Genomic DNA, 16,646 nt, shown 5'->3' with positions numbered 1-16,646 from the left:
CAGGAGATCATGGAACAACATTTGCTCATTCATCAATGGGAACGGCTTTAGGATTAACGGTATTAAAAACATTAATTGATGATGGTTTAATGCAGGAAGCTTATGAAACGTCACTATATTTAAATGACAAACTTCAAGAAATTCAGAAGGACAATTCTTATTTTATTAAAGAGGTACGTCACTCTGGGATGATGTTTGGAATTAGTTTGAATGATACGAATGAAAACGTAAAGAAATTGCAGTTAGAGTTATTGAATAGAGGAATGTTAGTCGATGTCACCCAAGGGAATATCATCCGCTTACTTCCACCGTATATTATTACGAAAGAAGAGATTGATACATTTGTTAATGAGTTTATTTCTTGTATTCATAGTTTAGCAGCTGTAGCAAGTATTTGATTTCAATGTATAATATTTCTACTTATATAGGGATAACAAACTTTCATACAATGTTTATACGATAAACACCAATAATGGGAAAAAGCAGCGCTTGGTTTTGGAGGGGGTTTGATTCTTGAGGTTGATGGAGATGGGGCGGGATCCTATCGCTATCAAGTTAAGAAACACATTCTTCCCCAAAACGATAAAAATGAACTTCGATGCTATAAGAAACACAAAATTTCCGTTTAGGGGGTACTGTAAAATCTTAGGTTGATAGCGATGTGGTGCTACCCCTACTTAGCAGTTTTCTTATTGATATAATCTTGTTCTTCTTGAGCTGTTGCAAGTCTAGTAGCTTTTCCAAGTTGTCCGCCTTGCCATTCCCATATTTGATTATGGACGTCAACGCAATTAGAAAAATCTCCGGACTTCCATTTGTTTAATACTTGAATGTAATAATCATAATGTTGAAGATTATCCTTGCTATCTTGGACTAATTTTATGGCAGCTTCAATGTTTTCAGGAGTCATCTGAATGTACCCCCAACGTTCGTCAGCAATAACTTTTTGGTGAGTCATTTCATGTAAGCGACTTTCAATTTCTGTCTCAGTTGCTGTTTTTGTCTGAGAAGAATTATTTGGGGCCATTTGGAAATCTTTAGATTGAGAAACAGGTTTTGCTTCTTCTTTTGCAACTTTTTCTTCTTTAGGTTTAGAAGAAGCTTGTTCATGTTTTGCTTCCCAACTATTAATATACGAGACTACTCCAAAAGTTGCAGCAGCAGAAAGAACAAGAGTGATAGAAGTCCATTTTAAGATTTTCTTAACGTTTGCCATTGTTATAATTTCCTCCAGTTTTTAGATTGGTAGTTCGTAATTCATGTGAACGATTATCCAGCAGATGATTGAAAGAATGTTTGAAACAAAATAGAATCCATAGAACCAAATTTGATCAGTACCTTCTTCAAAACTGAAAAAATCGTCAATAGGGGTCCCGTCACATCGCCATCAAGCTAACAAATAAAAAATACCCCAAAACGAAAAAAGTGAACTTAATTATCATAAATAAATGTAGCAAGAAAAAATTTCGTTTTGGGTGCATTTCAAAATCTTAAGTTGATGGGCATGGGGTACAGCCAGCATTTCGGCAATCTTCTATAGTAGTAGATTGATAACGGTTGCTTAAAGTTATAGACCACGTAAACGCTGTTCAATTTGCTCAACAGCTACCATATCGTACAGTTTCATTGGTTCCAAAAGTCCGAATGCCTTCTGCTCTTCTATTTCTTTTGTTACAAGTTTTACATCTTGAAATAAGTTCAAATCCATGTACATCTCTAGCGTCTTCATCGCTAGAAAATGGTTTTTATATTCTTCACTGTAAAAAAGCTCCTGTAAGACATTAATCGCACTTGCTATTATTTCTTTTCTCATGTGATCGACTCCTTTTCTTTCTACTTATATATCTACTTACATATAGTTTGGTAATGAAGTAGATTTATTGAGTTTGCTTAATCTAAGTATGTAGTTCTTCGCTAAACGCCGATATTTGCGATTAACAATGTTTATATACCAAAAGATGAAACGTTTTATTTCTTAATTTTCTGAAATATTTTCGCGCGTTCTTTTTGAAGTTCTGTAATCTTCGCAGCCTTTTTTTCTTCAGTTGGATCAGTAGGGAACATGTTAATCCAAATCGTAAAACATAATAAGCACAACATCCCTAATACCGATATGCTTAATAGAATGATTTGCCCACGTTGCGAAGTGATGATAGTTTTCAGGCGGTTCATTTTGCTTCTTGATTCTGTTTCGCCATAAACATCATGTCATCTCGCTTAGAAATAGAGACCATGTCGCGTATCAGTTCTGGTGTTTCCACCATCACGTAGACTTGGTACTTAGGATTGTTTCTGTTTCTCATCGTATGGTGCAAGTCATGGCCCATTCTTATAAGCTCCATAGCTAATGATTTCTTATAAAAGTTTTTTAATCTAAGTGTTCCCTTCATGTGTATAATTCTCCTCCCATCATGATTCATATGGTCCATACTTTTTCGTAAGCTCAATGCACTTCTTGTATTTTTTTGTGCTTAAATTTTTTTTCTGGATTCTCAGCTCCTCTTTCATTTTATCCAACTAACCAAAATTTACAATAAAAATTTTATCCTGTCAATGGATTGTTTCGCAAAGGGATTTATAGAGATTATCCAATCATAAACACTTATTATCCATTTGATTATTTGTCTTTATCTAAGTCAAGATTGTTTTTTTATCTAACTGATGATAGCATATAATTAAACAGTGAAATAAAAATTATTTCTGGAGAGATTTAAGTGAAAAATGTTTTAGACTATGTTCTTAATTTTAAAAAATTGATGACAGTTAAAGAATTGGTGGAAAAGTTGGATGCATCACAGTCTACCATCTATGCAATGGCGAGGGGAGAAAAGCCCATCCCAGAAAAAGTTCAGGAGAGTTTATCTCAAATTTTTAACATTAGAAAAGAAATGTGGGGAAAAAATTTAATTCAGCCAGCTTTTGCAGATTTTATCCTTGAAGATTCATCAAGTTTAAACGCTCTTGAAAGGGAAATTGTTGAATATGCCAAAAACGCTCCCGAATCTGAAAATTATAGTAGGGTGGGGGTTCAACCTGCGGGTAATGAAATTGCACAAAAGAACTTACCAAAATCGATTGACAAAAGAGTTCCTGAAAGTGTAATTATGCCTTGTATTGAATCAGATTTGAAAAGAGATCACTTACAACGTCTAAGTTCTGGCAAAGGATTTTATGCGTGGGGGGTAAGGTCGAGAGTTTATAATCAATGGGTAAAGCTTTCCCCAGGGGACTTTATCATGTTTGCGAAGCAGGGGAGATTTTTTCTATGGGGCACAGTTGCCCTTACATTGCGTAGTCCCGAGTTAGCTCGTAGAATCTGGGGTAATGAAGATGAACTTTTTGAGTATATTTACTTACTGAGTGATGTTAAGAAAATCGATAAAGATGTTAAGGAATATAATAAACTGCTAGAATACTCGTTAAATAATCGTATACAAGGTTTCCTAGTTCTTGATATGGATAAAAGTAAAAAAATAATAGATGCTTATGGTTTTAATAGAAAATCGTTTGAAAAAGAAGACGATGGGGTAGAAAAACAAGCAGGTTTAGACAGTAGTAGCAATCAAAAAGATTGTATAGAGCAGGAACATTTCAAATCTCACTTGTTTGGAAATAGACCAACTGGTGAATGTTGTATTTGCGGGAGGCATCTTCCTGTAAAAGGATTGACAGCAACTTATATTAAAAAACGTTCAGAATGTGACCGTCAAGAGAAACAGGATGTAAACATTGTTGTACCTATGTGCAGAGCTTGTGATATATGGTTTGAAGAAGGATATATCACGGTGAATTCTTCGGGATATATTAATTGCATTGATGATATTAACTCTGAAAAAATTGTCACAACAGATTTACTAAATGAACTTACAAAAATAAACGGTAGAAAGTGTTTTTATTGGAATCAAGAAAATAAGAAATACTTTGAATGGCACTATAATTATCATAGAATGACAACTTAAATTATGCTGTATAATGAAATATAATTAACTATTAAGGGAAATATATTATTTAAAGAAAATCATAGAGAATATTTAGTGATAAAAAGGTACCCCAACAAATTCATGATAAATTTGTTGGGGTGCCTTTTTAGTTTTGAGAATGTAATAACATTATTTAGATACATCATGGTGAACCGTATCATAAGTAAATGAGGTTTTAGCGAAAAAACAACAGCACCCTCTAATTTGCTGGAGAGGTGCTGTTTTGTTATTTGAATGGCTTACGTTAATATACTCCTTTAATTCGAATGGTGGCAGCACCTTTTATTAGAATTGTCCCCTTGGTTTAACAAATGCTTTTTTGTAAATAATATGTTTGTTAAACAATTAATTAAGGGGGACTTGTATGACACAGGATCGAAAAGCGGAAGTTCAAAACGATGCATACGAAGGAAAAGAGATCATGCCAGATAATCCACAATATCTACCGCGTCACGTGCAAATGGAGCTGCCTCACGAATTTTCTGTAAATCCTCTGTTTGCCCGCGAAGGAGAATCAGTCGTTCCGCGCTTCCACATGTCTGATGAAGGCATGTTACCAGAAACAGCGTATCAAATCGTCCATGATGAAATTGCTCTTGATGGCAATGCCCGCTTGAATCTTGCAACATTCGTTAGCACATGGATGGAGCCTGCCGCAGAGCAATTATATGCCAAATCATTCGACAAGAACATGATTGACAAGGATGAATATCCACAGACAGCCGAGATTGAGGAGCGGTGTGTCCGCATTTTAGCCAACCTCTGGCATTCGCCCACCCCCCTTACGACTATGGGCGTTTCAACAACTGGATCGTCGGAAGCATGTATGCTCGGGGGACTTGCGTTAAAGAGACGCTGGCAAAAAGCACGCAAAAGCGAAGGGAAGCCGGCGGATCGGCCCAATATTGTGTTTAGTTCTGCTGTTCAAGTCGTTTGGGAAAAATTCGCGAACTATTGGGAGGTTGAACCACGCTATGTGAAGGTTAGCCCAGAGCATCCCCGATTGGATCCTCAGGGGGTCCTCGCTGCCGTGGATGAAAATACGATTGGTGTGGTACCGATTCTCGGTGAGACTTATACCGGGCTTTACGAACCGGTTGCCGCTATTGCGAAAGCGTTGGACGATTTACAGGAGAGGACGGGCCTCGACATTCCCATGCATGTGGATGCGGCTTCGGGGGGATTTATAGCACCGTTTCTTCAACCAGATTTAGTCTGGGATTTTCAATTACCGAGGGTGAAGTCCATCAATGTATCCGGACATAAATATGGATTAGTCTACCCTGGGTTGGGTTGGATAATTTGGCGGGAAGCTGAAGATCTCCCTGAGGATCTAATCTTCCGCGTCTCCTATTTGGGCGGGAACATGCCGACTTTTGCCCTGAATTTCTCTCGTCCTGGCGCACAAGTGCTCCTGCAATATTACAATTACCTACGTTTGGGGAAAAGTGGGTACTATGATGTCCAAAGAGTTTCTCAGAAAGTCGCTCTTTTTCTTAGCAAGGCGATTCAGAAGATGGAACCGTTCGAACTTTTATCCGATGGTTCGGATATTCCGGTTTTCGCTTGGCGACTGAAAGATGGTTACACATTAAACTGGAATCTTTATGATTTATCTCGACAATTGCGTGTGTTCGGCTGGCAAGTACCTGCCTATCCATTGCCTCCAGATATGGAAGAGGTGACGATTATGCGCGTTGTGGTTCGAAATGGATTTTCCATGGATCTCGCGCATTTATTTTTGGGGAACCTCAAACAGGCCGTTGCCTTTCTGGATTCCCTGGACGGGCCTATGCCACATGATACGAAATGTGATAATGGGTTTCATCACTAAGTGGGGACAGATCCCGTAGTCATTAAGTTGAGCTAACCACCGGTGAAATTAACTATCTTAGATGAATCCCTCCATTAAGAAATTTATTGGAGGGACTTTTCATGGAGATTAAGTCGACCAATAAGGATATGCTTTATACAGAAGAAAAGTTCATATCTCTTATCGGTTGAGGGAACAGGTTAAGCACCCGATCTGATAAATAGACGGAGAGATACCGCCTATTGACTCGAAAAATATGAAAATGGGTAACTTTGCTTTGCGTAATCGGAAAACCTCCCCTTATAAACCCCGGAACGAGCTCTATTCTGCACCTAACCGAAAAATCTGCGCTTATTTTACTATCGCTGGTTACTCAATTAAGGACAAGACTTCATATTTAAAGGAAGTGAGAGAGGGTAGGGTGATCCAAGAGAACCTCATTTAGATACGTCACGGTGAACCGTATCACAAGTGATGGTAAAGCGGGAGTTTGAACTTATTATTTAGAAAATAAGATTGTTAATAGAAATAGTCGCCCTTTCTACTAGTAAGTAGTTCCGATATGTAAAATTAGCAAACAAAAAACGCTTGGTTTTTCCAAGCGTTTTAGACTTTATGTGTAAGTCTTATTGAATTAAAGCACTGTTAGTGGAAGAACAAGTATACTATGATTTAGTTTTCAAAATAAGGGAGATACGAAGTCTTCAACAAATAATTCCTTAATGCTTTTGATACATGAATCAAATCATACATTTTTATGGCCTTCTGTTCTTTTCTAATATACTTTAGCCTTTGTTGTAATTCTCCTTAGTTATGGCATGAAGTAGAATGTAATCGAAGAAATCATGTCAGATACTGCATGAACTAGAATAAGGGGAAATAGTCTTTTTGTTTTAAAAAATGCGATCGGCATAATTACCATAGGTAGAACGGTGAGAAAGCGATATGTAGAATATTCTAGATTAAGAGTTACAGGCAATGCGATATGCTGTATGGCCCAGAAAAACATAACGATTGTTATAGCTAGTGTTTTATTTTTAAAAAGCTTTTCTAAACTAGGCAGACTGTAACCCATATATATAACTTGCTCGATAATTGCCCAACCGATTGGCCAAATGATCACACTATAGAGGGCTGCCCATAATGGTAGCGGACCTGCAACAATAGGAGCCTCAGGGTTTCCAAAGAGAAGATAAGACATCACATTCCCCCATACTACCGTTAAAGGAATTATGATGACAAATAGGATACCAGCTCGTTTTAGATCCCTTTTAAACTCCTGTTTATTAAAATTAATAACACTCCTAAATGATATTCCGTCCTTTCTAAATACCCAAAGCAATAAAATAAAACAACAAATGTCAATCAGTGAACCGTATACGGTCCACCATCTGCCCGCTTCCAAAAAGGATAGATTAGTAACTAACGAAATGCTTCCTTGAACTAAAATGGCGAAAACAGTTCTGCTAATTAACACAATTCCAATCAACCAAAGTTTTTTAGATTGATCCACGATTATCCCACCTACTAGGTAAATTTGTTTAGCCGTTTAAACTATAATTTGGAATTTAAAGGTTGTAAAGGGCTATTTCCCCATTTGGCTTAAGATACTACGGTATTAAAAGCTCGTCATTAGACGAGCCTTCATTAAATAAGAAAAGCCTAAAAAAGAAAAGTAATGATTTAGAGAAGCTAAAGAGGGATTATTTTTCAGAAAAACTTCCTGCAGAAGATTATAGTGAACTGGCTGGGTCACTTCGAAAAGAAATAGCGTATTTAGAGGAAAAAAGAAAGATATAGAAAGAGAACTTGAAGATATTCAATCAGAAACTGTCATTTCACATAATTCCCGTTATTGGTAGTGACCTCTCACTAGGAAATCACACATGGCAAAAATACAAGTGGCTCATGAAGCTGTATTATTTTTCTTGATATTCTAACTTGAAAAAGAAATCACGTTCTTTTATTACAATTACGATGGATAAAATAAGCAAAAGAACTGTTTGTATGACTTTGCTCATGGGGTGTGTTGCAAACAATTCGTTGAAAAAACCAGCCGTAATATGAAAGACGATGGCAATGATAATATTCCGTCCTGTTTTATAGTACAACCAGTTCATCAAAATCACAAAAGGAATCAGACTGAGCGAAAAGTTGATAGAATATATGACCCCTGTTTCAACTAGATTACTTTGATAATAATCTTTAATAAAGGATAGAGGAAGGTGCCAAAAAGCCCAGAATACAGCAAAAATAATAGATACAGTAAATAGATTAAACCGTTTTCGTAAACAGTCCGTGCCATACGAGTGCCAGGCCAACTCTTCTAGTAACGGAGCAATAAAAAGCAAAAACCATGCTGGAAACAGACCTGCGGAAAATGAAAATTTTTCTGCTAAGAAAAATTGAGAAGGGCTATATCCGAAAAGTAAAGAAATTGCTTGTGCGAGAAGAATGCTCGCAACCATAAGAAAGCATGTCACGATAATATAAAATGGTTTTATCGCATTGAAATGAAAGAGCCTTTTGAATAAATCGTTTCGTAAGTCAGAGTCTAAAAACATCAAAATAAAGGCAACTATCATGGGACTTGCTAATCCAATGATTCCTAATATGCTTTCTACGATAACATATATATGATTACTAGACTCAATATGACTTATGTATGCAGCAATAAACCACAATACCCACGGAATTACAATTGATAAACCATAGAACAAAATTGGATGCCGATATTTCTCAATTGTCATTTTTATCCCTCTCTTTTTCCTAATTACACCATTTGAAAAGTGCGATGGAGTGAAGATTTTTCGCTGTATGTCGTATTCATGTGAGGTTTACATAACATCTTATTATACGTAGTAAACATAGCGATTCATTCTATATTCATCAAGGATTAGATGTTTTTTTCTTTTAAAAGCTTTACACAAGAATATATACATTCTTGTGTCTATTCATGACATATAATATTGAATCTTAATCTATTATATTGAATAGTAATGTAGCTCTGATTTGGTTTATTTTAGTAATGTTATATTTTCATTAAAGAAAGCGCTTCTGTCATACTTTGACTATTAATAGAAGGGGTGAGGTTTATGTTAAGTCATTTAACAACGGAGTGTCGCAATGAGAAGACTACGCATTTAGATCAGATGAAAACGCTTGAGATATTAGAGGTGATGAATGAAGAAGATATAAAAGTTGGTCATTGTGTTAGACAAGAACTTCCTCAAATTGCAAAAGCAGTAGAAATGATTGTTATAGCAATGAAAGACAACGGTCGATTAATTTATATGGGTGCTGGCACAAGCGGACGTATCGGTTTATTAGATTCCGTAGAATGTCCGCCAACATTTAATACTGCACCTAGCGATGTAATTGGGCTAATTGCAGGCGGTGAAACTGCTTTTATTAAAGCAGTTGAAGGTGCTGAAGATAGTTTGGAATTAGGACCAGAGGATTTGAAGAGAATTCAACTAACAGCTAAAGATGTTGTAGTAGGGATTGCTGCCAGTGGCCGAACGCCTTATGTTATCGCAGGTTTGAAGTATGCGAATCAAGTAGGGGCAGGAACAGTATCATTAAGCTGCAATAAAGGTTCAGAAATAGGGAAAATTGCAAAGGTTGCGATTGAAGTGGTAACTGGTCCTGAAGTACTGACTGGTTCTACTAGATTAAAAGCGGGCACTGCTCAAAAGTTAGTATGCAATATGCTTTCCACAGCTTCAATGGTTGGAATTGGAAAGGTTTATAGTAATTTAATGGTAGATTTGCAATTAACAAATGAAAAGCTAGTCGAACGTGGAAAACGAATTATTATGGATGCCACCGACTGTAGTTATGAAGTTGCAGAAGAGTATTTAGAGAAAGCACATTCTCAGCCTAAAGTAGCGATTATTATGATTTTAACGAATGTTTCGTATGAAGAAGCAATAAATCGGTTGAAAAAAGCGCAGGGATTCGTGAGAAAAACTATTTAAAGCTTTTATTTATCTCGCTATTCTCGGGCGGTAAGCTCCCCCACCTCAAGATTCAGAGGGAATCGTTGTCCAGCTCTAGCGGCTAGAATCTCCGTTCGTTTCGCCCCCTCGGACGAGGCAACAAGCGCCTCTCTGTCAGGTGCTCCAACGTCCTGCGATTCTAGGCGAGCCGCTTCCGCTTTTCTACAGAAGCTAGGTGGGGACACTGCTGGAAGTTTCACTTTATGAACGAGGAGGAAGCTACATGAGTTATATAATCGGCGTAGACGGTGGAGGCACGAAAACGGAAGCGGCGGCTTATGATTTAAATGGGAAAAAAATAAGTGAAGGCAAAGCGGGTTATGGAAACTTACTTATCAATGAAAAACAAGCTATTATTAACATTATTGATGCAATTGAACAATGCTTAATGTCTTTAAAAAGTGAAGAATGCCAATATATATGCCTAGGGTTAGCTGGGTATGGCGGCATTAAAAATACAAAAGGTATAAAAGATGCTCTTTATGAGAAGTTTCATATTCCGTTTACGATTGTAAATGATGGAATGATTGCACATGCTGCTTTACTACAAGGAAAAGATGGTATCTTAACAATTTCAGGAACAGGTTCTGTTAGTATTGGAGTTCATAATGGTATTGAAAAATTGGCAGGTGGCTGGGGACATATCCTTGGGGATGAAGGAAGTGGCTATTGGATTGCCATGCAGGCTTTTATGAACATGACGAAAGAAGAAGACGAAGGTCTAGTTTATAGTGAACTAACTAATGCAATACTCTCGAAACTAGGATATAGCAATGCACTAGAGATTAAAAAATTTATATATGATGCATCAAAGGGCGAAATTGCTGCATTTGTTCCAACTATTGTACAACTTGCGGAAGCTGGTGATCGATTTTCACAGAACATTCTTCGGCAAGCTGGTTATCATCTTGCAAAGATTACGCTCGATGTTTATAAAAAATTGAACTTCGAGAATCGTATTACAGTAGCAATAAAAGGGAGCGTATTAAAGAATATATCGATGGTACGAGATTCTTTTGTCGCTCATCTAAAAGAAAAACAACCGGATATAACTCTGATTTTAGATGATGTATCTTCGACATTAGGATGTTATTATTTATCTCTGAAGTATATAAATTGATTATCCATTTCTAGAACAATTGAAAATTTGAAGAAAGAGAAAAAGATGCCTTTAAGTATCAAAATACAGTAGTAAAATATCTGAATCGTATTGTGGAACAAAATCAGTATTTCATTAAAAAGAGAGAGAAGAATGGTAAACATTTTTCTCTCTTTGTGCGTAGGGGGATATTCATAGATATCCGTTGTTGTGAATAACAGTTGGAAAGTTCACCTTTAAATTATAACGGAATAAATAGTTTATATTTTATGTAATATTGCATATTAGGATATTTTAATTTAAATGAACTTAACGTATCCACTCTTCAAGAATGATTAATGTTTTATTTGTTGCATCCATCTCTACGTTCATACCAATTGGAACGGTTAACATCGGGTGAGTGTGGCAGCAATCAAATTCCGCAATAAAGGGTATGTTGATGCCATCTAAAACTTCTAATAGAATCTCATATGGTTTTTTATTTGTACCACTATCATCAAATTGCTCATGCTTCCCAAGGATTAAGCCAGAAATCTTATTAAAAACTCCATTGACTTTTAGTAATGAAAAACTTCTTTCAATCGTAGCGGCATCTTTTGCTGCATCTTCGATAAAAAGGATATCTCCTTCTTTTATTTCTGGCATGTATTCGCTGCCCCAAATACCACTTAATGTGTTTAAATTTCCTCCAATTAATCTACCTGTTGCTTTTCCGTTATTTACACAGACCCAATCATTTTTTCTACGTTGTTTTTCCTTCGTTTTTTCTTCCCAATTGATAAACTCATCCGTCCAATAAGGTGGTTTTTTAATCTTATATGGTAATGTTTGTTTCTCTTCGAACATGTCACTAAAATATTCGTATGTATAGTTAACAAATGGCTCAAATTCACCAAACGAAGGGACTAATGCAGGGCCATAAAATGTATGTATTCCAGTTTTTGCGTATATCCCAAGTAATATCGCAGTAACATCAGAATAACCAATCATTATTTTCGGATTTTTTATAAATGCCTCATAATCAATATAAGGCAATATGGAATTAGAATTCATTCCACCAATGGTTGACATGATACATTTGATGTTCGGATTTCGTATTAACTCATTGAGTTCTTCGGCCCTCTCTTTAATGCTTCCAGACCGATAGTGATCATGTTTTCCAGTTAAATTTCCTTCTATTATATGAAACCCTTTGTTCTCCAAAAAATTTTTTGCTCGATCAAATCTTTTAGGTGCCGTATAAGTTGCTGGTGATGAAGGAGAATAAATCCCAATTAAATCTCCTTTTTGTAATTTGCTAAGTTTCATTGTTTTCTCTCTCCCTTGAAAGGCGTTTATAATGAAATGAAAGACTAATATAAATAATCTTACAATTTATTATACCTTAAATGAATATGACTATATTTCAAACAAATTAGCGAGAAGAATACAAAGAGGATTAAACAAGGGTGAAGTTGCGGTTTTTGTTTTTTGGTATAATAGAATTTAGAAATATTATTGCTAAATTAGCTGTAAAGAATATAAAGCTATGAAAATCGTATTCTATTTTGGTAGGGGGATATAGATGAATAAGAAGCTTCTTTATAGAATAAGTGAACTTTTAGTAGAGTGTGCGAAAAGCGGGAAAGTAATGGAGTATGGACAATTAAGTAAAGAACTTGGAGGATATATTTCTCCAATTCAGCTGAACAAGCCGCTGGAAGCTATATCTGAGATGTGTATTGAACGAAACGCGCCTCCTTTATCTGCGATTGTCATTAGTCGGAACAGTCAGATGCCTGGAGAAGGCTTTTTTACATATATAGCGCCGCTAATGGGATATGGGGATTTAAAAGGAGACGAGTGGGATCATTTTTATTACGATCAACGAGAAGCGGTTTTCCAGTACAGACATTGGGATGATTTTCTTTCTTCTTTCCATGAAACGGTGCGCCCGAAGGGTTTGAATCATACGTGGATCTTTCAAGGTAATCCTGTACGTTTCCGTATTGATGATTATATAGAAGAAAATGAAGCTTGGCTGTGGTCTTTAAACCAGGAATATTATAGAGATGTGATAAGAGAAGGGGACACGGTTTATATTTGGAGATCTGATGGAAAGCAACAGGGAACAGGCGGAGTCATTGCGAAAGGGAAGATTACGGGATCAGAAACTCAAACTGCTGATGCAAGTGCATATTGGATTAGTGAGGGCGGAACGGATGAGAAAGAAGGCGTCCCAATCAATCGCGAACAAGTGTTAACAAAGTCTCCGGTAACAAGGAAAGATTTAGCTGAGCATGCCGTTTTACATGACCTGCTTATTTTACGTATGGCCAACCAAACGAATTATCTCTTATCATCGGAACATGCGAAAGCACTTGATAGGCTTTGGGAGGAAAAGATTGAAAATGAACAGCCAATGTTCAATGAAAAACGGTTTACTCAAAGCTTGCGTCAAAAGGAATATGAAGGGGAATTTAAAACGAAATACTATATCCTTACTGTAAAGTGTTCTGAAGATGGAGAAGCACCTGAATATCGAGTGATGCTATTGGAAGATGGGAAAGCAGTTTACAAAAAACGCTTGCGAAGTTCCTCTAAAAAACAATTGCTTACACGAGCAAAGCGGAGAGGATTGGAACTCTTGTTTGAGCACAACCCGTCTGTGTCTATAAAGGACGTTTCTATGGTTCATTACAAACAAAATCGCCAAAAAATTAATCCGTGGGTGCGAGAAAATGAGGAGACATTTCAGAAGAAGTTCCTTGAAACACAAAAACAATGCAGAGAGAAAATCGTAGAAGAAGATATTACATCGGAACTGGCACAAGAGGATATTTTCTATACAGAAGGGACTGCAAAAACATACTACGGAACACGCTATGAACGTGATGTGCGCAATCGATCTGCGGCTATTGAAATACACGGATGTTCATGTGCTGTGTGCGGATTTGATTTTGAAAAAGTGTACGGAGAAAGAGGAAAAGGTTTTATAGAGGTACATCATGTAAAACCATTAAGTACACTTGGGGAAGCAACGGAAATTAATCCGGAAGAGGACCTTGTTCCTGTTTGTTCTAACTGTCATCGGATGATTCATCGGAAGAAGGATGATGTACTGACAGTTGAGGAATTGAGAGATGTACTGAAAGGAACTTTGTTACCGAGTTAATGGAAGTTTCATTTTATTTTGGATGAAAGCATACAAGTTAGTAAAAGTGGCCATTACATTGGCCACTTTTTTTATTTGCCAGTATGAAATGAGTCGAAATCCCGGAATGACTGTTGCCCGAACTATTTTCCAGATAGAGCATACAATATACGGGTACCTTGTCGATTTGTGTTTCTTTGCTTAGAACAAATCCGAATCCCCGGTACAAGTTTACATTTTCTATATTTACTCTAAAACTCGAGCTACACTGCAAGTGAGGTGGAGAATATGAACGGATTCGAACGACGAAAACAGAACAAAATTGAGCAAATATACAGCTCCTCATTTGAATTGTTCTCCAAATATGGTTTTCAAAAGGTAAGCGTGAATGAAATCGCTCAAAATGCGAAGGTTTCTCCCTCTACCATTTATAACTACTTTGGAACAAAAGAACAGCTCTATGCCGACACGTTTATGAATTGGATGGACAAACAGTTGGAGCAGTATGAGAAGATTCTGGATTCAGCGCGTTCCTTTCCTGAAAAGACGAAGGAAATCATGCTGCTGGAAGCTAAAAATTTACAAATTATATTGGATAATTTCCAGAAATCCCCATTCTCTGAGGGGAGTGGGTTGATGCAAAGGCTGAAGAGTTATAATGAGCAGAAAGTCATGCAATTATTTATGAAATTTGTCGCGATTGGAAAGCAACAGGGCTACATTCATAGAGATCAAACAGAAGAGATAATTATGCTGTACTTCACGATGTACAAAAATGAGCTGGGGCGGCATTGGGAAGCGTCGAATCAAGAACGCATAACGAGGAGTATGGATCAATTGATAGATTTGTTTTTCTTTGGGTTGGTCGTAGGGAAGCCGAAGTAGTACGAAATCGGAAAACTGACCGTCTGCCCTGTTACGTAGAACCGTATCACAAATAAGTGATACGGTTTTTACTATTAGTTAAAAGTTATAACAGTATAAAAATACATTAAGTTTGTCTTTCATTGAATCAAAATAAATTTCTTTTTCATTTATACGTTCAAAGTTTTGACTGTCATAAAATCCATAGTTACATCTATTATCTGTATATAGATATAAAGATTTCACATCCGTACTATTCATATAATTATACAAATGATTCATTAGAGTTTTTCCAACCCCAAGGCCTCTAGATTCTCCTGATACAATAAATAACTGTATACAACCTTGAAAATCATCTTCTTTTTCTTTTATAAGTTCTTTATATGCATCTTGAACCTTTGCGAATTCTTTTATGAATTTTTTATTTTCCTTATTAGCCATGAGTACTTTAAGCATGGAATAGGCAAGACTTAAAGTATTATGAGCTTTCTTTAAACGATTTTTGTCTTTTTTTGAATTCCCCAAAATAACACCAATAATTTTATTATTTCTTTCTGCTACTTTGCTAAATGAACTTTCTAAAATACAACCTTGTAGGTAGATGTTTAATATTGAATCTAAAAATTTCTTATCCTTAATAAATTCATTGAAGCCAAATGCTTCACCAATCAATGTTTTAACTGCTTCATAATCTTCTTTAACTAGGCTTCTGTATATTACTTGATCCATGTTTATAAACTCCCTTTTATATAAGTAAATTTTTCATTTCGTATTTTCTTGTAAATACCTTATTATGATCATAAGGTCTCCCCTAAGAGGAGGGTCAACGATCATGTAAGAAAAAATATAAAGGAAGTGATTCGGGTGAAAAACTTATTTTCTATTGGGGAAGTCGCTAAAATAAAAGACATTACAATAAAAGCGTTAAGATATTATCATAAAATGGGAATTCTTATTCCAAAATATATTGATGAAGAAACAGGTTACAGATATTATTCTATAGATCAATTTATTCATATAGATATTATAAAAAGCTGTAGAGAATTAAGGACGAGCATAGTAGAACTTCAAGAGATTTTTAAGGACTGTGATACGGAAAAATTACTAAAATTTTTACAATTAAAAAGAGATGAAGCAGAAGAAAACATAAAGAAAATGCAAGAAGTAATCAAAACCATTGATAGCTTACATATGAAGGTAGAGACTTCTAAGGAGATATTAAATAATGATGAAATATCTATTCAATTCTTTGAAGAGCGTTATGTAATTGTGGCACCATGTAAAGAAGTGGGAAGTTTACAGGAGTTACTTTATTATTCAGACTTAGAGAAAGTCATTCAAGATAAAGAAGTAAAAATGTCGCTGGAAAGAGGAATCATATATGACTTTAATTCAGAGGGCAATGCAGAACCAAAATATGTTTATAGTGGATTTCAAGGGAATTCTAATATAGAAGTTGAAGAAAATATGAAAATATTGCCAAAGGGACAGTATGTAACGTTAGCCTATAGTAAAGAAAATGAAGCGGAGCGTAGAGATAAAATAATTAAATATATAAAAGAAAATAATTTAAAAGTGAAAAATTTTATTGAAGTGGAGTTATTTAATGATTTCTTCAATACAGAATCGTATAGTTGTCAAATGCAGATGTTAATAGAAAATAATGAGTCAGTTGATGGTTAGGATATATACAAGTTAAAAAAACAAAATTACCAAGATTCGTTTATCAACCGGCCTAATTTTTCATAAATAAGGA

General features: G+C 35.9%; 15 protein-coding genes. 8 read left to right on the top strand and 7 right to left on the bottom strand.

The window, feature by feature from the left end:
* The coding region (locus tag WAX78_RS19865; RefSeq protein WP_336483729.1) for an aminotransferase class III-fold pyridoxal phosphate-dependent enzyme at nt 1-398 on the top strand (398 nt) is incomplete at its 5' end.
* 275 nt (nt 399-673) lie between these two features.
* On the opposite strand, the gene WAX78_RS19860 is transcribed toward WAX78_RS19865, so the two are convergent.
* The 3 genes from WAX78_RS19860 to WAX78_RS19850 all read right to left on the bottom strand — a co-directional run bounded on the left by WAX78_RS19860 (nt 674) and on the right by WAX78_RS19850 (nt 2,390).
* Nucleotides 674-1,216 carry a DUF6241 domain-containing protein gene (locus WAX78_RS19860; RefSeq protein ID WP_336483728.1) on the bottom strand — a complete coding sequence of 181 codons (543 nt, stop codon included), beginning with the start codon at nt 1,214-1,216 and terminating at the stop codon, nt 674-676.
* Between the two features lie 351 nt (nt 1,217-1,567).
* On the bottom strand, nt 1,568-1,813 hold the full coding sequence (locus WAX78_RS19855) for a hypothetical protein (protein ID WP_336483727.1): 246 nt from the start codon (nt 1,811-1,813) through the stop codon (nt 1,568-1,570).
* A 355-nt stretch (nt 1,814-2,168) separates the two neighbouring features.
* Nucleotides 2,169-2,390, bottom strand: coding sequence for a hypothetical protein (locus WAX78_RS19850; RefSeq protein ID WP_336483726.1), 222 nt, complete (start codon nt 2,388-2,390; stop codon nt 2,169-2,171).
* 324 nt (nt 2,391-2,714) lie between these two features.
* Between WAX78_RS19850 and WAX78_RS19845 the strand changes: the two genes are divergently transcribed.
* Nucleotides 2,715-3,959, top strand: a complete 1,245-nt coding sequence (locus WAX78_RS19845; protein WP_336483725.1) for a helix-turn-helix domain-containing protein — start codon at nt 2,715-2,717, stop codon at nt 3,957-3,959.
* A 385-nt stretch (nt 3,960-4,344) separates the two neighbouring features.
* On the top strand, nt 4,345-5,814 hold the full coding sequence (locus WAX78_RS19840) for a glutamate decarboxylase (protein WP_336483724.1): 1,470 nt from the start codon (nt 4,345-4,347) through the stop codon (nt 5,812-5,814).
* 790 nt (nt 5,815-6,604) lie between these two features.
* Here the strand turns inward: WAX78_RS19840 and WAX78_RS19835 are convergent.
* Entirely contained in the window at nt 6,605-7,306 is a 702-nt protein-coding gene (locus tag WAX78_RS19835) for a CPBP family glutamic-type intramembrane protease (RefSeq protein ID WP_336483723.1), read from the bottom strand.
* A 406-nt stretch (nt 7,307-7,712) separates the two neighbouring features.
* On the bottom strand, nt 7,713-8,543 hold the full coding sequence (locus WAX78_RS19830) for a CPBP family intramembrane glutamic endopeptidase (protein WP_336483722.1): 831 nt from the start codon (nt 8,541-8,543) through the stop codon (nt 7,713-7,715).
* Between the two features lie 345 nt (nt 8,544-8,888).
* Here WAX78_RS19830 and murQ point away from each other — a divergent pair, with 345 nt between their 5' ends.
* Nucleotides 8,889-9,773 carry an N-acetylmuramic acid 6-phosphate etherase gene (gene murQ / locus WAX78_RS19825; protein WP_336483721.1) on the top strand — a complete coding sequence of 295 codons (885 nt, stop codon included), beginning with the start codon at nt 8,889-8,891 and terminating at the stop codon, nt 9,771-9,773.
* Nucleotides 9,774-10,017: 244 nt separating this feature from the next.
* On the top strand, nt 10,018-10,914 hold the full coding sequence (locus WAX78_RS19820) for an N-acetylglucosamine kinase (RefSeq protein WP_336483720.1): 897 nt from the start codon (nt 10,018-10,020) through the stop codon (nt 10,912-10,914).
* A 288-nt stretch (nt 10,915-11,202) separates the two neighbouring features.
* Here the strand turns inward: WAX78_RS19820 and WAX78_RS19815 are convergent, their stop codons facing one another.
* Nucleotides 11,203-12,201: a S66 family peptidase gene (locus tag WAX78_RS19815; RefSeq protein ID WP_336483719.1), complete on the bottom strand. Its 999-nt coding sequence runs from the start codon at nt 12,199-12,201 to the stop codon at nt 11,203-11,205.
* 256 nt (nt 12,202-12,457) lie between these two features.
* On the opposite strand from WAX78_RS19815, the gene WAX78_RS19810 reads away from it, so the two are divergent.
* Nucleotides 12,458-14,047: an HNH endonuclease gene (locus WAX78_RS19810; RefSeq protein WP_336483718.1), complete on the top strand. Its 1,590-nt coding sequence runs from the start codon at nt 12,458-12,460 to the stop codon at nt 14,045-14,047.
* Nucleotides 14,048-14,314: 267 nt separating this feature from the next.
* Nucleotides 14,315-14,911 carry a TetR/AcrR family transcriptional regulator gene (locus WAX78_RS19805; RefSeq protein ID WP_336483717.1) on the top strand — a complete coding sequence of 199 codons (597 nt, stop codon included), beginning with the start codon at nt 14,315-14,317 and terminating at the stop codon, nt 14,909-14,911.
* A gap of 78 nt (nt 14,912-14,989) precedes the next feature.
* On the opposite strand, the gene WAX78_RS19800 is transcribed toward WAX78_RS19805, so the two are convergent.
* The gene (locus tag WAX78_RS19800; protein WP_336483716.1) at nt 14,990-15,619 is read right to left on the bottom strand and encodes a GNAT family N-acetyltransferase; all 630 of its coding nucleotides are present in this window, start codon (nt 15,617-15,619) and stop codon (nt 14,990-14,992) included.
* Nucleotides 15,620-15,754: 135 nt separating this feature from the next.
* Here WAX78_RS19800 and WAX78_RS19795 point away from each other — a divergent pair, with 135 nt between their 5' ends.
* Nucleotides 15,755-16,573, top strand: coding sequence for a MerR family transcriptional regulator (locus WAX78_RS19795; protein WP_336483715.1), 819 nt, complete (start codon nt 15,755-15,757; stop codon nt 16,571-16,573).
* The last annotated feature ends 73 nt before the right edge of the window (nt 16,574-16,646 follow it).

This window comes from Bacillus yunxiaonensis (assembly GCF_037104695.1).
Taxonomy (GTDB): Bacteria; Bacillota; Bacilli; order Bacillales; family Bacillaceae_G; genus Bacillus_A; species Bacillus_A yunxiaonensis.
This window is presented reverse-complemented; position numbering and strand designations above follow the sequence as displayed.